Origin of the sequence: Candidatus Poriferisodalis sp., from assembly GCF_965215815.1 — a bacterium.
Taxonomy (GTDB): Bacteria; Actinomycetota; Acidimicrobiia; order Acidimicrobiales; family Poriferisodalaceae; genus Poriferisodalis.
In genome coordinates this window covers 2,633,922-2,651,081 of sequence record NZ_CBDCEO010000013.1, presented here as the reverse complement: position 1 = coordinate 2,651,081, position 17,160 = coordinate 2,633,922, and the positions used below count along the sequence as shown (strand labels likewise).

Here is a 17,160-nt window from a genome sequence, read left to right as displayed (position 1 = left end):
GGTGCTGACCGTCGTTGACGATGTAGTCGGCTTCCGCAGGCAAGTGCAGCCAACCGATGTCGCTGTCCCCGCCAATCGGCTCGCCCTTCTTGTGGCCTGTCACTCGAAGTGGAACCGAACCGGGTGTCACGACCTTCAGGTTCTGGTCCTCGTCAGCTTCAGTCCGCCCTTCCAGGGCATCAGTACGCTTGGGGTTATGGCTGCCACGCTGGAGCAACTCAGATTGCCAGCGTTCAAGAGCCTGCGGAAGGCGCACGTCCGGCTCGGGCCACTGACGCTGCTCGTCGGGCGCAATGGCAGCGGCAAGTCGAACGTCATCGACGCTGCAGCGGTGCTGTCTGCCCTCGCGAGCGGCATGACCGTCCGAGATGCGCTCGATGGCGGTCGTGACGGGCCATTGATTCGAGGCGGATCCGAAGGGTGCGCGCCAGTCGGCGATGACGTATTCAAGATCGGCTGTGCTGCCAAGATCGACGGCAAGATCTACTACTTGGCTGTGGATGTGTCTGTTCGGCCGAGCGTGCAGATTGTGCGGGAGCGGCTCTGGACGCAGCGCAGCGGCGGCTCGCGCCATGGCGAGATGCAAGACCTGCTCAGGACAGAAGCGCCCCGGAAGGACTCGGGCGACATCGATGCCCGCTGGGACAATCGCAAGCAGGGCCCGAACCCGGCAGTGACGTTTCGGGCGACGCAGCTGCTGACGTCGCAGGTGGCGACTCGAGTGCCTGCGACATCGCAGGCGGGTCGGCACATTCACAGTGTTGCTGAACACATGCTCGCGGCCCTTCGCGGGATCTTCATTCTCGACCCCATTCCGCAGCAGATGCGCGAGTACGTACCCGAGAAGGACACCCGCCTTCGCAGGAACGCCGAGAACCTTTCTGCAGTGCTCGCGAGCCTGATGCGAAACCAAGATGCACGACGGACCTTGTTCGAGATGACGCGGTCCCTCTCGGAAGCTCAAGTTGCCGATCTGGGCGTCGTCAGCAGCGATCTCGGGGACGTAATGACGACGATGCAAGAACAGCTCGGCGATTCGAAGCGTTCCATCCCGGCGCGCCTCATGAGCGACGGCACCCTGCGTTTTCTTGCCATTGCAGCGGCGCTGCTCGAGGCTCGGCCTGTTGACGATGGGTCGGCAGGCTCGACACCGGTTTCTCGACTGCTTGTTGTCGAAGAGCTCGAGAACGGCCTGCACCCGTCGCAAGTCGAGTTGCTGCTTGATCGCCTCAAGTCGGCTGCTACCGAGGGTGCACGGACCTTGGCGACGACCCACAGCCCTGCCATTCTCGATGCGTTGGAGGGCGAAGATCACGAAGGCGTCATTGTCTGCAGCCGCGACTCGGATGGGTGGACGCAGTCCACGCGTCTCACCGACTTTCCTGACTACTTCGAGGTGATCGGCGGTGGGCCGCTGGGGACCTCGGCAATTCGGGACCGACTTCGACCGCGTGAACACGCGCCAGCGAGGCAGCGTTCGCTGGTCGATGTACTTGGGCTCTGATCGGGGCCCATACGTGAGAGCCGAAGTTTGGAGCCTCGACCAGGAACTGACGGCCTACAGCTGATTTCGGGCACGCGCTGTGGCGTGCATCCCGGGTGGGACGTCAGCCAATTCGTACGTGCTGGTCAGCGGACCTGACCAAGGGGCTCCGGCCGAGAGCCCTTAAAAGGCGTAACCCCGGCCGTTTGCCGAAGCAGTGACGGTTCCGGGGTCTTCGAAAACCACTCTAGGGGTTGGGAAAAGAGTGTCGAGCATCAACTTCCAAGAGGTTGCCGTCCGACAGCGCGAAACCCGAGGAGGCCGGCACGCAGAAGTGCGCGGCCAGGTCATCGCCGCCCCCCTTGAATGGTGAGGACGATGCTCGGCCTCTATGCCTCGGCAATGGCGTCGCGCAGCCGCTGCGGGGTGATCGGTGTGATCAGGTGCCGTACGCCGAGGTGTGACACCCGCAACGTATGTTCCTGCGTGATGATTGAACTGAGCGCGACCACGAGTCTGCGAGGCACAGCAGAAAGCTCTCTGGGCTGTGCTGAGATCGAAGACGCTGGAGCGGTGTCTGCTCGCTCGGCTGGTGGCACCGCTGCCTACGCTGGCGATGTGGTGCTGCTAGCGACCGACGAGGATCGTGCGGGCATCTCGATGCAGGCGCTGGTGCGGCTCGCGGGCGACCACGGAGTGCACATTACGCGCACCAAAGTCGTCAAGCTGCTGTATCTGGCAGACCTCCGGTCAGTCGCATCAGACGGGAAGGCCCGTTCAGGGATTTTGTGGCGCTGGTGGCACTACGGTCCCTACTGCCAATCGCTGCGCAAGGTCGAGGACCGGCTCGTAGTCGACGGTGTGATCGAGCGCAACACCAGCCGTCTCTCAACAGACATTGAAGAAGCAGTGCTGAGCGCCTCTCGCACTTCTGCGGACGTTTCTGCGCGGGCAGGTGATTTCCTGGCGCATCTCGAAGCCGTGCTCGAAGACTACGGTCGCGAGACCGCTCGCTCACTGACGGACATGGCATACGACACTGTTCCGATGCTCGAAGCTCGGCGTGTAGGGGAGAGAGGCGTTCTGTTGGACATGCATGAGGCACGAACTGATATCGCTGACGTTGATGCCGTCATGTCCGCACTAGCTGATCGGCCCGATCTCGTTGCCATGCCTCAGATCGATGTCAGTGCTTTGGGTACCCCAGACGCAGCAGAAATAGTCGGGTTTTTTCGCGGCAACAGAGTTCGGGCCAATCGCAGGTTGCTGGCTGATTGAGGTGTCGCAAATCCGACTAGGCGACGTCTACCCGCTCGGCTGCTAGCCGAAGTGAGAGGAAGCATTCTCTACTATCTGGGACTCAAGATCCCATAGCCCGATCATCACGGCTAGCTGAGCGCCGATGCCTCTGCGATGGCTTCGCAGAGATGTTGCGGGGTGATCGGCGTGATCAGGTGCCGGACGACGGCGTTGCCGAGAATGCTCATGTTCAGTCCCCGTGGTGGGTTGCTGCCCGCACGCTACTTATGAGCGCGCTCATTTCGCCTGAGCTACGGCCCTCGAACAACTGCACTCCCCGATTCCAGTAGGCGTAGTCTTCCGACGTCGGCTCGGTTTGCCCGCGGCCGAGGGGGGCGGGGCTATGGCCGAGACACCGGGCGCGCCGAGCGACCCATACGGCGGCCGTGGCCTGCCGGACGCCCCCGAGCGTGCGCTGGGCATCCCCGCGGCAGCCGTCGCAATGGTGGGCTGGGCAGCATCGGGGGTCATCGCCAAAGGGCTCTCTGAAATCGGCCCGCTGGCCGTCGTGTTCTGGCGGATGTGGCTCTACACGGCCGTCGTGCTGCTGTTCCTGTGGGCGAACGGCACGCCGTTGAAATGGAACTCGATCAAGATCTCGGCCTGGGGCGGCGTCTCGCTGGCCTTCGACATCATGCTGTTCTTCACGGCGCTGCGGCTCACCACCGTGGCCAACGCAACGGTCGTCGCGTCGCTGCAGCCGCTGTTGATGCTGTTCCTGGCACCGAGGCTGTTCGGCGAGCATCCGCGGGGGCGCCATTGGGGCATGGCGGGGGTGGCCATCGGCGGAATCGCCATCGTTGTATTCGGATCGTCAGGGATTCCCGAGTGGAGCGTGTGGGGCGACCTGCTGGCGCTGCTGACGCTGTTCGCGTGGACCGGCTATTTCGTCTTTTCGAAGCTGAGCACCCAGAAGATCAGCTCGGCGCAGTACACCGGCGGCAGTGCCTTGGTGTGCTCGTTGGTGTGCTCGCCGTTCGCCATCGGCTCGGGGCAGGCGTTCGACATCCCGTCGTCCGGTGCCTGGCTGTGGCTGGTAATACTGGCGATCGGGCCGGGTTTCGCCTCTCACATGCTCATGAATTGGTCGCTGACGCGCATCCCGGCGTGGGTGGGCTCGACGATGACGCTGGCCATTCCGGTCACAAGCACGCTGATGGCGTGGGCCTTCCTCGGCGACGAGGTGTCGCTGTGGCAGTTCGTCGGCATGACCGTGGTGATGTTCTCCCTCGTCGTGGTGGTCCTCGACCAGTCACGCGGCGCCCGCGCGTAGGAGTGCGCTCTGCGCTTCCGCTTGACCTCTCAGCATTGCGGAACGGGTCGCGCGGACTAGCGGTTCGCCCAGCGCGGGGGACGGCCCTCAGTGAACGCGCGAGGGCCCTCGGCGGCGTCGTCGGAGGCGAGCATGGCTTCATAGGCGGCGAGCTGGCCCGAGCGCAGCAATTCGAAGGCTTCGGGCAGCGGGAGATGTGCGGTTCGACGGCCGATCTCGCTGATCGCTGCCACCGACATCGGCGCTGACTGGACGACCCGCTCGGCCAAGGCGCGGGCCTCAGCCATCAGATCGTCGCCGGCGACCACGGCGTTGACAAGCCCCCAGCGCAGCGCTTCGACGGCATCGAGGCGGCGGCCGGCGTAGAGCACCTCGTTGGCCACAACCGGCGGCAGCATTCTGGGAAGGCGCACCGAGGCCGTGTCGGCGATGATGCCCAGGCCGGCTTCGGGCAGCCAGAAACGGGCGGTCTCGGCTGCGACTACCAGGTCGGCCGCCAAGACGATCTCGAAGCCGCCGCCCACCGCCATGCCGTTCACGGCGCAGATCACCGGCTTTGCCAGCCCCGGCAACTCGCCGAAACCGCCGAAGCCCCCCTCGCCATAGTCGGCCTCGAATTCCTCGCCCGCGGCGGCGGCGTTCAGGTCCCAGCCAGCGGAGAAGAAGCGGTCGCCGACGGCGCTGAAGATGGCGACGCGCAGCTCTGGCGTGTCACGGAACTCGGCGAACACGGCACTGAGCTCGCGGCTGGTGGCAGCGTCGATGGCGTTGGCCCTCGGTCGGTCGAGGGTGACCTCGAGCACTGGCCCGTCGACGACGCTGACGACGGCAGGATGTGCAGCTTCGGCACTGGCCTCGGTGGAACTGGTCATGGTCGGTCAGGCCTCGTTTGGACAGGTTCGATCTCAGCATCGCCGAACTGGGTGACGGTCATCAGCGCGTCGACGGCGACTGCGGTCTCTTCGGTGACCAGCAGCGGGTTGATCTCCACTTCAGTGATGCTGCGATCGGTGCTCACCAGTAGGGCGAGAGCCGACACCGCCTCGACAACCGCATCCACTGCTGCGGGCGGCCTGCCGCGGTGGCCGGCCAGCAGTGGCCAGACGCGCAGACTGCGCAGGGCTGAGCGGACATCGGCCGGGCGGGTGGGCAGCAACAACGTGGCGGTGTCTTCGAGCAATTCGACCAGCGTGCCTCCCGCGCCCAACGTCAGCAGCATTCCCACCGGCGGCTCGGAGCGGACGCTCACCAGCAGTTCCACCACGGCATCGGCGACACACTCCTCAACCGTCACCGTTCCGTCGCCGAGTGCGCCGAGGCGCGCAGCCGCAGCGGCCACTTCGTCAAGGTCGTCCAAGCCGACCGTCACTGCGCCCACATCGGACTTGTGTGCCACACCGGTGGCCTTCACCACTACTGGCAGACCGATCTCAACGGCGGCTGCAGCGGCTTCGGCCGCTGTCACCAGCAACCCGCGAGGCACCGAGATGCCCACTGCGGCCAGCCGCTCCTTGGCCTCAGACTCCGTCAGCACAGTCTCCGTGAGGACAGTCTCCGTGAGGACAGTCTCCGTGAGGACAGTCTCGGTCATCACCACCGCCGCGAGTACCGCTGCGTCCCCGTCGCTAGAAGCGCGCTGCGGCCGGGGCTCACCTGCCGGTCGGGCGCTGTGGGCTGGAGCGAGCAGCGGTGGCGGCGGCGCGCTCGCAACGGCGGCGAGCGACCGTCCGAACGCAGCCGCAGCCTCCAAAGCACCCAGAGCGGAGTCGATGTCGCCGCAGGCGCACAGTCCGAGCTCACCGGCGCGCGTACGCGCCTCGTCGGGGAGGTTCTCTGCCAGCGAGGCCGCGACCACGCCGGGAGTGCCGCTGGCGGCGCACGCCGCACCGAAGGCGTCCAGCGTGGGCCACCATCGCGATCTGTCGAGTCCCGCAGCGGGCAGGTCCAGCAACAACACAGCGGCATCGAACGGAGAGTCCGCGGGTGACCCCTCAAACGGCCTAGTGGACGGTTCGACGGGCGAGTCGCCGACAGAGCGCCCGTCGCGCAGCACGGCGGTAAAGCACTCGGTCAGTCGGGCCGTGTCGCCCCAGATGAAGGTGTGATAGTCGAGCGGGTTGGTGACCGCGACGCGGTGTTCCAACGCAGCGGCCACCCGGTCCCGGTGCTCGGGTGAGAACGCCGGAAAGGACAGGTTGCGGCCACGGCTGCGGTCCGCCATCAACGCCGCCTCGCCACCCGAGCAGCTCAGCGACACCAGTCGGTTGCCCCGCAGCGGACCGGTGGCGACCAGCACCGACAGCGTGTCGAGCAGCTCCGGCACCGTGTGCGCTCGGCGCACGCCCAGTCGGCGAAACAGGGCGTCGTAGGCGGTGTCGTTGCCCACCAGCGAGGCGGTGTGGGTAACGGCGATGGCGCCCGATGCCTCGGTGGCACCCAACTTGAGCGCCACGACCGGCAGTCTCCGCTGGTGCGCCACGTCCATGGCGGCAGCGAACCGGTCGATGTCGTCCACCGCCTCCAGATAGAGGCCCACCCCGGTGACGGCCGGATCGGCCACCAACGTCTCGGTTGACTCGGCCAGGCCCACATCGGCCTGGTTGCCCAGTGCCAGCACATGGGCGACCGCAAGGCCACGCCGCGCCATCGTGAGGTTCACCGCGACGTTGCCGCTCTGGCTGACTAAGGCGACGCCGCGCTCGCACCGGGCCAGCCCGTGCACGTCGGGCCACAGCGCAGCGCCGGTGACCGCCGACAGCGTGCCGTAGCAGTTGGGGCCTACCAGCGGCATGCCAGCGGCAGCTTCGACCAGTTCGCGTTGTGCCGCCGCTCCGGTGTCGCCGGTTTCGGCAAAGCCCGAGGCGTAGCACACGGCCGCGCCTGTCCCTGCGGCGGCCAGCTCTCGCACGACGTCTGTGGCGGTGTCGCGGGCCACGGCCACGAAGGCAGCGTCAGCGACACCGGGCAACTCGGCGACCGACCCAACCGTGAGTGCGCCGCGCAGCTCGCGGCGGGGATTGATCCCCCACATCTCGCCGTCGAAGCCGAACGAACGGCTGGCTTCGATGGCCAATTCGGCCGCGGCTCCGCCGATGAATGCCAGCGACCGCGGTCGCAGCAGCCGGTCGAGCCGTTCGCTCACCGCTTGCTCACTGCCCGCATTCGGTCCGCAGGCCAAGTACTCACCGCCCGCATTCTGTCCCTATTCCGCCCGCCCAGCGGACGCATTCCGCCCGCCGGCCGCTCGGCCACGGTTCAGGAGCCCAGCGGGCGCAGCATGTCGCGGGACACGATGTGTCGCTGGATCTCGCTGGTCCCGTCCCAGATCCGATCGACGCGAGCGTCGCGCCAGATGCGCTCCAGCGGCAGCTCGTCCATCAAGCCCATGCCGCCGAGGATCTGGATCGCCTCATCAGAGACGAACTGCAACATCTCGGTGGCCGACAGCTTGGCCATTGCGGCGTCGGCGTCGGTCATCTCGCCTCTCGCCGACAGCCAGGCGGCCCGGTAGGTCATGAGCTCGGCCTCGGCCAAGCGCAGACGCATGTCCGCGAGCTTGAACGACACCCCCTGGAAGCGGCCGATGCGCTGCCCGAACTGCTTCCGGTTGGCGGCCCAGTCCAGCGCAACTGCGAGTGCTCGGTCGGCTCGCCCCAAACACGTGGACGCCACCTGCAGGCGAGTACTGCCGAGCCATTCGTTGGCAACGTCGAAGCCCCGATGCTCGGAGCCCAGCAGGTTGGCTGCGGGCACCCGGGCGTCATCGAAGTTCAAGATGAGGTTGTGGTAGCCCCGATTGGACACGCTGTTGTAGCCCGGCAACCGTTCCACGCCAGGAGTGTCGAAGTCCACCAGCAGCGACGAGATCAGCTTGCGGGGCGCACGACCATCTGCTCCGGCCTCGGTGCCGGTGGCCGCGAACAGGATCACGTAGTCCGCCAAGTCGGCGTGGCTGATGAAGTGCTTGGTGCCGTTCACCACGTAGTCGTCGCCTCGGCGCTCGGCCCGGCAGGTCATGCCCCGCAGGTCGGAGCCGGCGCCCGGTTCGCTCATCGCCAGGCATTCCACCCGCTCGCCGCGCACGGTCGGCAGCAGGTATTCCTCCACCTGGTCTCCGGCGCAGGCCCGCAGGATGTTCGACGGTCGCGCCACGATGTACTGCAGCGCGTAGCCGGTCCAGCCGAAGACCCGCTCGGCCATGGACAACGTCAGGTCGTCCAGTCCCCCGCCACCTAGCTCTTCGGGCATGTTGCCCGCATAGATGCCGGCCGCAAGGGACCGTTCGCGAATCTGCTGCACCAGCTCGGGCCGCACCTGTCCGGTGCGTTCCACCTCGTCCTCATGCGGCGCCAGCTCGCGGTTCACGAAGGCGCGCACGGTGTCGACCACCATCTGCTGGTCGTCGTCGATGGAGAAATCCAAGGGGTGCTCCTGTTGTCGTGGTCGTGCCGGCGTGGTTTGGGTCTCAGGGTGGCGCGTGCTTGGGCGTCAACCGGCGGGAATGGACATGCGCCGGCCTGCCTGAGGCGGCGCGGCCATCGGGGCGTGGGCGGCGGTGATGGCGGCAACAGCCGCTGCTGGGCCCGCCAGCGCGGGCACCGCGCGCCCGGCCTCGGTGTTCACATGCAAGAGCATCTGCTCTGTCGTGCACAGCAGCTCGTCACTGTGGCCTCGGTACATGGCATGGAAGATATGGAGCCGCTTCGCATCGCTGCCCAGCACCTGAGTGGTCACCCGCAACGGCTCGCCCAGGGAGGCCTCGCGCAGGTAGTTGATGTGGGTTTCGGCCGTGTAGTACGAGTGGCCGGCCGCGCGATAGTCCTCGTCGATGCCCAGGTAGCGAAACAGCATGTCCGACGCCCAGCCGAAGGCGGTGAGGAACGCCGCTTCGGTCATGTGGCCGTTGTAGTCCACCCAGTCCGGCTCGACGACGGTCGAGTACAGCTCGAGCGGAGCGGCGACATGCGCGCCCGGCGTCCAGGGTTCGTCGGTGACGCCGGCTTCGAGGATGCGGGCTTCGCGCTCTGCCACGAGGCGGCCGGCGCCGATGTCGCTGGGGCGCAGCGCCCGCATCACCGACAGCAGGCAGTCGTCGCGCAGCTGCTCCAGCTCGGCGATGGACCGTCCGGCGGCCTGGGCCTCACAACCGCTCTCCATCGCCGCCACCAGCTCGGGGGTCAATTCGGGCGCCTCCAGATGGGTCCACGGCAGCTTCAGCGCCGGTCCGAACTGGCGGAGCATGTGGCCCATGCCGCCCTCGCCGCCGGCTAGGTGGAATGTCAGGTTGGTGCCCATCGCGGCCCACCGCAGGCCGGGCCCGTAAGTGATGGCGTCGTCCAGCTCGGCGGTGGTGGCCACGCCGTCATTCACCAAGTGCAGCACCTCTCGCCACAGCGCCTCCTGGAGGCGGTCCGACAGGTAGCCCTCGATCTCGTTGCGCACGACAAGCGGGTGCATGACCAGGTCGTGGTAGTGCGCGACTGCGGCGTCCACCACGGCGGGGCTGGTGGCGTCGCCTGGCACCACCTCCACCAGTGGCAGCAGGTACACCGGGTTGAACGGATGGCCAATGATGATGCGCTCGCTGTGTCGGCAGCCGTCGGCGAGGCGTGACGGCAACAGCCCTGAAGAACTGCTGGCGATCACGGTGTCAGGCGCAGCGGCTGCGGCAAGGCGGCGAAGCAGAGGGAGCTTTACCGACTCTGCCTCGGGGGCGCTCTCCTGCACCCAGTCGGAGGCGGCCGCCATCTCCTCAGCAGAGTCGGCCCAGCCCAGACGGTCCGGGTCGGCGCCGGGAAACAGCCCGAGGCGCGTCGCCGAGGGCCAAGCTCGCTCCACGGCTTCCCGCAGCCGGGACTCAGCGCCGTCGGCCGGATCCCAGGCGATCACGTCGTGACCCCGGGCGAGCACACGCACCGCCCACCCCGCGCCGATGACGCCCGTTCCCGCCAGCCCAATCGTGCGGGCCGATCTGGTGGGCACAGCAGTCATGCTCTCGATCCCAATCAGGCGGTGACCGTGGGCCGGCGATGGCTCCAGGGGGCGGCTTGTTCCATCTGTGCGGCAACGCGCAGCAGTACATCTTCGCGGCCGGGTGCAGCCACTAGTTGCACGCCAATCGGCAAGCCCTCGGGCGACATGCCTTCGGGAGTTCCCAGCGGCAATGAGATGGCGGGCTGACCGGTGACGTTGAACTGGGGCAGATACGGCGTCACCCGTGCCAGTCGTCTGGTCAGGGTCCGTTCGTCGCCGTCGACGAGATAGCCGACGCGGGGCGGAACAATGCCCAGCGTGGGCGTCAACAGCAGGTCGAATCCGTCGCCATTGCCGGGTTCAGCGTTCCACCAGGTGACCATTTGGCGTGTGAAGTCGTGCAGTCGTTCCCGGCTGGTCATGTAGTCGGGGGCGCTGATCTTGGCGCCGCGTTGGTAGTTGATCCACGCAACTGGCTCGACATCGCCTTCGGCCCAGGGGCGACCGAGTACACCTTCGTAGGAGCGCAGGGTTGCGGTCGCACTGGTGCGGATAACCCGGATGTAGTCGTACATGTAGTCGTTGGCGGCCATCGGTTCGGGCAGTCCCGCCTCGACTCGATGCCCGAGACTGTCGAGAATGCCTGCGGCGACCTCGGCTGCCCGGGTGCACAGCGGATCGGTTTCGGCAAATGGGAGCGTCGAGCTGACCCCGATGCGCAGCTGGCCGGGACCCTGGCCGACCTCGGCGACGTATCCGGCGGCAGGCGCAGGATGCGCGGGCACGTAGGGGTCGCCCGGTTCAGGTCCTGCGAGCACGTCGAGCGCCAAGGCGGCATCACGCACGGTGAGAGCTACAGCGCCGTCGGTGGTGCCGCCGCCCCAACCCTCGCCCGACGGCGCGCCCGAGATCCGACCCCGCGAGGGCTTGAGACCGACGAGCCCATTGGCGCTGGCCGGGATCCGGATGGAACCGCCCCCGTCGCTGGCATGCGCGATGCGCACGATGCCTGCCGCCACCGCTGCAGCTGCGCCACCGCTCGAGCCCAACACCGTGTGATCGGTATTCCACGGGTTGCGACAAGGTCCATACAGCGCTGTCTCCGCCGCTGCGGGGCACTGCCCGCCGCCGAGTTCGGGACTGTGCGAGTGGCCGATGCTGATCGCGCCTGCTTCAGCCCAGCGGCGTGCCACTGCACCGGTCTCGCTGTAGCGGTAGTCGAGCTCGGCCAACCGGCGGTTGCCCTGATAACCCGGTTCGCCCTCGGCAGGGCAGAACAGGTCTTTGAGCGCAATCGGCACGCCGGCGAGCAGTCCTGTCGATGGGGCCGCTGGCAGACGAACTCGGCCGCCCGCTCTCGTGCAGAGTCAAAGGTTGGCTCGACGATCGCATTGATCGTCGGGTTCACCTGCTTCACAGCGTGCGATCGCCTCATCGACCACCGAGGCAGCGTCGATCTCGCCGGCTCGCACCTGTTCCACCAGCGCCGTCGCATCGTTCATACTCGCCCCTGTCGCTGTGGTACTACCGCTCGCTGTGCCAGCCCGCAGCCCCGCCGTCAACGGCGCAGTCTCGCGCAACAGGGCGGCTTCATGGCTTGGTCACATCGAGCACGACGACGCCGATCCTTCGACGCTGCTCGTGGCTCAATGACTCATTGAGCCTGCATGCCAACTCGCCGGGAGTCCCGGGTCGGTCGCCATCGGTGGGGTGACCCCGGTACCCATCGATGTCTGAGCCGAACCAGAGCACCAGGTAGATGCCGTGCCCGCCGGTGTCAGGGTCGATCGTGTACTTGGCGATGAGCTGTTCCTCGATGGCAGTCCACAGGTCTTGATGGGAGTTCTTCTTGATCTCGACAGGAACGTTGTAGTTCTTGAACGAGACACGAACGTCGGCCCGACGGTCGGCGGCATACTGCCCCTCGGGCTGGGCATCGACGCCGTCGGGTAGCCGAGACCGCAGCATTCGCAAGAGAACGTCGCGGCAGGTTTCCTCATGCCGAGGTGTGGATGGACGCTGGCTCCGCTCGTCTTCCCAGAAGTCCCGCCAAGGATCGGAGTTGTCGCCGCGGATGTAGGTGTCCAAGCCGGTCAGATGGTCGCAGAGCAGGGCGTGCAAGTCGGCAACGTTGGCCGGAGGACCGTCGCGCAGCAGTCCAATGACGTCGGCGACATCCATCGGCGAATAGGACGCGTCTCGTCGCAATCGGTGCTGTTTATCGCGGGCGAATTCCAGCGATTCGTGCCAAGCGCTCAGCCTCTCGTCTGCGATGAGGGCATCGAGGGCAGCGCTCGCTTCTTCGACTGGTTGCCCGCCGAGTTCATCGATCCACCGACGGGCGAGGTCCGACATCCTCTTCGGCTGGACCGATGCTGACAACCTCGCCGCTCCTCCATTCCCGCGGCGGGAAGGTACGACCGATCACGCTCACCAACGTGCGGAGCGTTGGGATTGGCTCACTGCCGAGCAACCGATCGACGAACCCGCTGCCTCCATGGAATCTGGCGCACAGGAATGCAGCCAGATGCGGTGGACGCTTCTCGTTGGCGTCGATGAACTCGTCGAGCGCTCCCAGCGCGTCGCCACCGCGCATGATCGCATCTAGGGCAAGCCACCGGACCCGCTGTCCGTCGGTCATGCTCGTCGCTCGGAGCTTCTGAGCGACCAATTGCCGCAGCGTTGCCGTGTCGGGGTGCTCCGAGACGCTGTGCAAGAGCCTGTCCACTACCGGCAATTGGGCGACCGGTAATCGGACGGAGATCGATTTCAGCAATCGCAGTCGAAAGACGTTCAACTCGTCATCGAGGCCCTCGACCTCGTCCAGCCAGTTCAGCATCGAGAGATGGGTCTCGCCATTCTTGAGTGCGGCGACCGCGGCGTGATGGCACACATCAAGGACGAGCCCCGGATTCTGCTTCAACCACTGCACGGGCCACAGCGGTCGTTGTTGCTGATCCAAGAGCGTCGTCGCGTAGATCGCGACGGCGCTGCGGCGCGGATCGTCTGCCAAGCATGAGGGATCGAGGATCCCCTCAGCCTCACGAATGGCCAAGCCGGCGAGCACCGGATACGCAAGCCAGTGATGCTTCGACTCGGCAGCCAGCGCAGCCGTGCGCGCTGCGGATGGGACATCGGCGCGCATCGGTGCCTCCCGAAGTGCGCTCACGACTGCCTCGAGGATCTCGGCGTCATCGCCGATCAAGTCGGCGATCCTCTCGTCGGGTGTTGCATCCCTGCGCACCACTGGAACGCGGCCAAAATAGGCCATCGCCATTGCGTGCAGATTGGGCGCCGCGAGGGTGTTGGAGCGGAGTTCGTCGATGTGCTCTCGAAGGTGTACCGCCCAGTCGCGTTGCCGCTGCTGCCGGTCGCGTTCATGGTCCGCCCGAATCTTGTCGATCTCTTGTTGGTGCTGTCGGTCTGCCTCTCGGGCGTCGCGTCGCGTCGCGGGAGGGCTGATGAACTCGTCCAGATGGCGAAGCAGCGGTGGGCTGGATGTCAGCTCAGATCTCAGCCTTTCGATCACGGAATCTCTTGTGTCGCCGATCCAATGTCGGTGGCGGAGTGGCGTCTCAACGAAGGCACAGGCAAGGCCCCAATCGGTTGCTGCCCGCGCACGAGCCTGCTGCGCGCACCACTCAACAAAGTTCGGCGGAGCTGTGCTCAGCAGCAGATCTCCTAGGAAGTACTGCTCGTCGAGGCCTATCTCCTCGTTAACCGACCGAGCAATCCAGATGCTGATCAACTGGCGTGCTAGCGCTTGGTTGTCTGACAGCCATCCGAGCAGATCAGAGTTCTCATCGGTGCTGATGGTTCGCCGCTCGTAAGTGACCGCAACCGCGGCGACCCAGCGATAGAGCCGCTCAACCTCGATCTGGTGCCCGATCTCATGCAGTGCACGAGTAAGCAACTTCCAAGGCAGTTCTTCCGCAAACGCACTAGCCAAGATTGGCCACAGGCGCTCCGCGTCGTCGGCGAAGCCGTCAAGCAGATTCGCCAGCTCATCGACGGGGGTCTCATCGCACAATACGTTTCGCCAGAAACCCCAGCTCTCTCCGCTGAAGGATCCGCGGTGCAAGAGGGGCGCGTATGCCCAGATTTCACTCGGCGCGATCGCCCTCAGATACAGAAGGCGCAGCAGTGCGCCCCCGATCTTGTCGTCCGGGTCGGCGAATCTCCTCTCGCGAACGGCGTCGAGAGCGACACCCAGAGTCGTCGCCACCTCCGAGGCGGAGGGCTCGATTCTTGCAAACGCAAGCAACGCGGCGAGCCGGACATCGGGCTGAGTCGTCATATCAAGGGCCAGTTGGGCGATGCGGGGGGCGAGGCTGGACAGCTGGTCCAGCCAGGCGTCTTCAGCCTCAAACAGCGAGCGAAGCAGCAGCTCAAGGACGTGGCTAGGCATGGTGCCCCGCTGTGCCGCGCCGAGGTATTCCTCCAATGCATCGGCGATGTCCGGCTTGCACAGGCTGCGGAAGCTCCACGCCGTCATATCGCGAAATCGATGCTCAGCTGTGTCAAACCATGCCACGCCCCAGAGGTCCTCCGGTCGCGCTTGAGCGGCGAGACAATCCAGGAACTCGCGCCGGTCGTCGGCCGGCCATTCGGCGATGTCACCATAAATGGCTGCGCCTACGGGGTCACTGGCGATGAACTCACGCCGGGCTTCACCCGAGACAGTGCCCAGCCACGCCGCGAGGCCTCTGAGATCGGTCACGATGCGGTCGTCGAAGCGACTCGTCATGGCGATACGCAGACGACTCATCGAAATGCTTCCGGATTCGATGAGGTCTGCTATGTGTGCCGCTGCGAGATATTCGGTGATCTGACGGTGTTGCGGTAGGAGGCACAGATCGCCGCCTGATGCAAACAGATTGGTGGCGAAGACGTCTCGCACATCGAGATCGGGTCGCTGGACTGCGGCGGCGATGTCTGCGGCGACCTCGGCAACGGGAATGGACTCGCTGGTCACTGCTGCGGGCAGGAGCACGTACCCGTCCTTTCCAGCCAATAGCTGAATCGCGCACAGACGACCTGCCGCGACCAATGTCAGCTCCGGCGGGTGAACGTGCGCCGAGCGAGGATGCTCCGGGTTGGGTTCCTGCGCGAGCATCCGGCAGGAACGCTCGAAAGCCTCACGACGTGTTGAGGGCCAGCCGTCGTTGCCGGTGGACTTGATGAGCAACTTCAGTGTCAAGGGGTTGTCGAGCATCGGCCCCAGGCCCAGCGACTCTGCCTTAAGAATGAAGGCGACGGGATCGCCGCTTGGAATCCGCGCCTTCAGGTACTGGCGAACATCGGAGCGATTCAGTGCTTCGAGACGCAACGTAGTGATCTCGCCGTCGGGCGATGCCTCAGTGAGCGGGCGTCGATCGACAGAACCGAGCCAGTCGGCTGCACGGCACGAGATACGGAATCTCGGCCGTCCGAGAGCATCCAGCCTCGACTGAATCTCGTCGAGCGCAGTCGTGGCGTCGCGACCGCCGGTCCGGGTCTCATCAAGCCCGTCGATGAACAGCACCTTGTCTCGCCACTCGGGATGATTGGCGATATGGACCTTCGCGAACCGGCGTGCCGAGATCCGCTCGGCACTGGTGCCCAAGGCCCGGCGTTCTTGCTCGAACTCAGTCGTCTTGCCGGCGCCAGGTTCACCGATAAGCACGTAAGCCGGCACATCGCGGTACGAGCTCAGCGGTTGGGATTCCGCGATGGCGGCACTGTCCCACTCGTCTGTGGCGACCTCGGTGCAGGTGCGCGGAATCAGGCTGCTCGCCGTCATGACGAATCCAGCCAATGGTCGGCAGGCTTCAACAGAAAGTCTTCGAACGGCACTCCGTGATCGCCGACCAATACCGTCGGCAGCGCACCAAAGCGGCGCTCGAACACGGATGCCCCCGGTGACCTCGGCATCGAGCGGCCCGACTTGACTTCGATGCCGACGACCCGTGGTCCGCGCTGCAAAACGAAATCGACCTCGCTGCCACGGTCGCGCCAGTAGCGCACCGCTGTGCGGGAAGACGCAGTGTTCAACAGATGCGCACCGACAGCGCTTTCGCAGAGACGGCCCCAGAAAGTTCGGTCAGATCGGGCTTCCTCGAACGAGTACCGCGCGATTGACGACATCAGCGCCGTATTGAGCACGTTGAGCTTCGGACTCGAACTTCGGCGGATGATCGGCCGCTCCGTGTGCTTGGCGAGGCCGACGAGCAAGCCAGCCGCCCCGAGTAAGTCCAGGTACCGCGCGAGCGTTGTGGTGTTCCCGGCGTCCTGCAGCGGACCGAGCATCTTGTTGAACGAGAGTTCCTGGCCCGAGTACAGCGCGCCGAGTTCGAGGAGTCGAGCGAGCAGTACCGGCTTGTCCACTCGGGTCATGGCGAGCACATCTCGTTCGATGTTGGGCTGGACGAGCGACGCCAGTACGTACCTGCTCCAGCGATCGACATCGCCGATGAGCGGTGCGGTGCCCGGATAACCCCCGAAGAACACAAACTCGTCAACCGAGAATCCGAAGGCCGCAGCCATCTCCGCGAACGACCAATGTGTCACGGCGATCATCTCGAAGCGGCCTGCGAGGCTCTCGGTGAGGCCCGATTGCATGAGCAACGGCGCCGACCCGAGAATGACGACATGCAGCGGGCACCCCTTTGCGCGATCCGCGTCCCAGAGTCCCTTCACGATTTCGGACCAGCGCGGAATCTTCTGAATCTCGTCAAGAACCAGTACTGCGCCGTTGGGTGACTCCCACGCGGACTGCCTGCTTTCTTCCCAAGTACGCAACAACCATTGGGCGTCACGCGGTTCGGATGAGAAGTCGGGGATCGCGAGCCGAGGCGTGGAGGTGAGCGCCGATGAGCGATCAGGTTCGTCAACTGCTTCGTACCGTCGCACGAGCGTTGATTGGGCGAGCGCCTGTCGCACGATCGTCGTCTTGCCAGACTGTCGCGGCCCGAAGACCGCGATCAGTCGGCTCGGCACCTCGGAGAGACGTTCGAGCAAGACCGTGACGTAGGAGCGTTGATACTCAGCCACAAGAGCAGCCTAGCGGAGAGTTTTTACTCTATTGAGTAATTTTACTCAGATGCATAAGCTGCCGGCGTGGCACTTGCTCCCGAACCTGAACCTTGCCCGC

12 protein-coding genes are annotated in these 17,160 nt (G+C 65.6%); 3 read left to right on the top strand and 9 right to left on the bottom strand.

What is annotated here, in order from left to right; translation table 11 throughout:
* Nucleotides 1–196: 196 nt before the first annotated feature.
* The 3 genes from ACOOHB_RS21880 to ACOOHB_RS21870 all read left to right on the top strand — a co-directional run bounded on the left by ACOOHB_RS21880 (nt 197) and on the right by ACOOHB_RS21870 (nt 4,055).
* The gene (locus ACOOHB_RS21880) at nt 197–1,504 is read left to right on the top strand and encodes an AAA family ATPase (protein WP_420443163.1); all 1,308 of its coding nucleotides are present in this window, start codon (nt 197–199) and stop codon (nt 1,502–1,504) included.
* 468 nt (nt 1,505–1,972) lie between these two features.
* The gene (locus ACOOHB_RS21875) at nt 1,973–2,761 is read left to right on the top strand and encodes a type II toxin-antitoxin system antitoxin SocA domain-containing protein (protein WP_420443162.1); all 789 of its coding nucleotides are present in this window, start codon (nt 1,973–1,975) and stop codon (nt 2,759–2,761) included.
* Between the two features lie 364 nt (nt 2,762–3,125).
* Nucleotides 3,126–4,055 (top strand): DMT family transporter, encoded by a 930-nt coding sequence (locus ACOOHB_RS21870; RefSeq protein WP_420443161.1) that lies wholly within the window; start codon nt 3,126–3,128, stop codon nt 4,053–4,055.
* 56 nt (nt 4,056–4,111) lie between these two features.
* Here ACOOHB_RS21870 and ACOOHB_RS21865 read toward each other — a convergent pair whose 3' ends face one another.
* The 9 genes from ACOOHB_RS21865 to ACOOHB_RS21825 all read right to left on the bottom strand — a co-directional run bounded on the left by ACOOHB_RS21865 (nt 4,112) and on the right by ACOOHB_RS21825 (nt 17,060).
* On the bottom strand, nt 4,112–4,927 hold the full coding sequence (locus tag ACOOHB_RS21865) for an enoyl-CoA hydratase-related protein (RefSeq protein ID WP_420446892.1): 816 nt from the start codon (nt 4,925–4,927) through the stop codon (nt 4,112–4,114).
* On the bottom strand, nt 4,924–7,197 hold the full coding sequence (locus ACOOHB_RS21860; RefSeq protein WP_420446891.1) for an acetate--CoA ligase family protein: 2,274 nt from the start codon (nt 7,195–7,197) through the stop codon (nt 4,924–4,926). The genes ACOOHB_RS21865 and ACOOHB_RS21860 overlap by 4 nt, the downstream gene beginning before the upstream one ends.
* A gap of 113 nt (nt 7,198–7,310) precedes the next feature.
* A complete protein-coding gene (locus ACOOHB_RS21855; protein WP_420446890.1) occupies nt 7,311–8,477 on the bottom strand; it encodes an acyl-CoA dehydrogenase family protein in 1,167 nt (388 codons plus the stop codon).
* A gap of 66 nt (nt 8,478–8,543) precedes the next feature.
* The gene (locus ACOOHB_RS21850; RefSeq protein WP_420446889.1) at nt 8,544–10,046 is read right to left on the bottom strand and encodes a 3-hydroxyacyl-CoA dehydrogenase NAD-binding domain-containing protein; all 1,503 of its coding nucleotides are present in this window, start codon (nt 10,044–10,046) and stop codon (nt 8,544–8,546) included.
* A gap of 14 nt (nt 10,047–10,060) precedes the next feature.
* Nucleotides 10,061–11,341, bottom strand: coding sequence for an amidase (locus ACOOHB_RS21845; protein WP_420446956.1), 1,281 nt, complete (start codon nt 11,339–11,341; stop codon nt 10,061–10,063).
* Between the two features lie 54 nt (nt 11,342–11,395).
* Nucleotides 11,396–11,530: a hypothetical protein gene (locus tag ACOOHB_RS21840; RefSeq protein ID WP_420446888.1), complete on the bottom strand. Its 135-nt coding sequence runs from the start codon at nt 11,528–11,530 to the stop codon at nt 11,396–11,398.
* An 88-nt stretch (nt 11,531–11,618) separates the two neighbouring features.
* A complete protein-coding gene (locus ACOOHB_RS21835) occupies nt 11,619–12,383 on the bottom strand; it encodes a hypothetical protein (protein WP_420446887.1) in 765 nt (254 codons plus the stop codon).
* Entirely contained in the window at nt 12,352–15,810 is a 3,459-nt protein-coding gene (locus ACOOHB_RS21830; protein WP_420446886.1) for a hypothetical protein, read from the bottom strand. Before ACOOHB_RS21830 ends, ACOOHB_RS21835 begins: the two co-directional genes overlap by 32 nt.
* Complete coding sequence (locus ACOOHB_RS21825) at nt 15,807–17,060, bottom strand: ATP-binding protein (RefSeq protein ID WP_420446885.1); 1,254 nt, start codon at nt 17,058–17,060, stop codon at nt 15,807–15,809. The genes ACOOHB_RS21830 and ACOOHB_RS21825 overlap by 4 nt, the downstream gene beginning before the upstream one ends.
* Between the last annotated feature and the right edge of the window lie 100 nt (nt 17,061–17,160).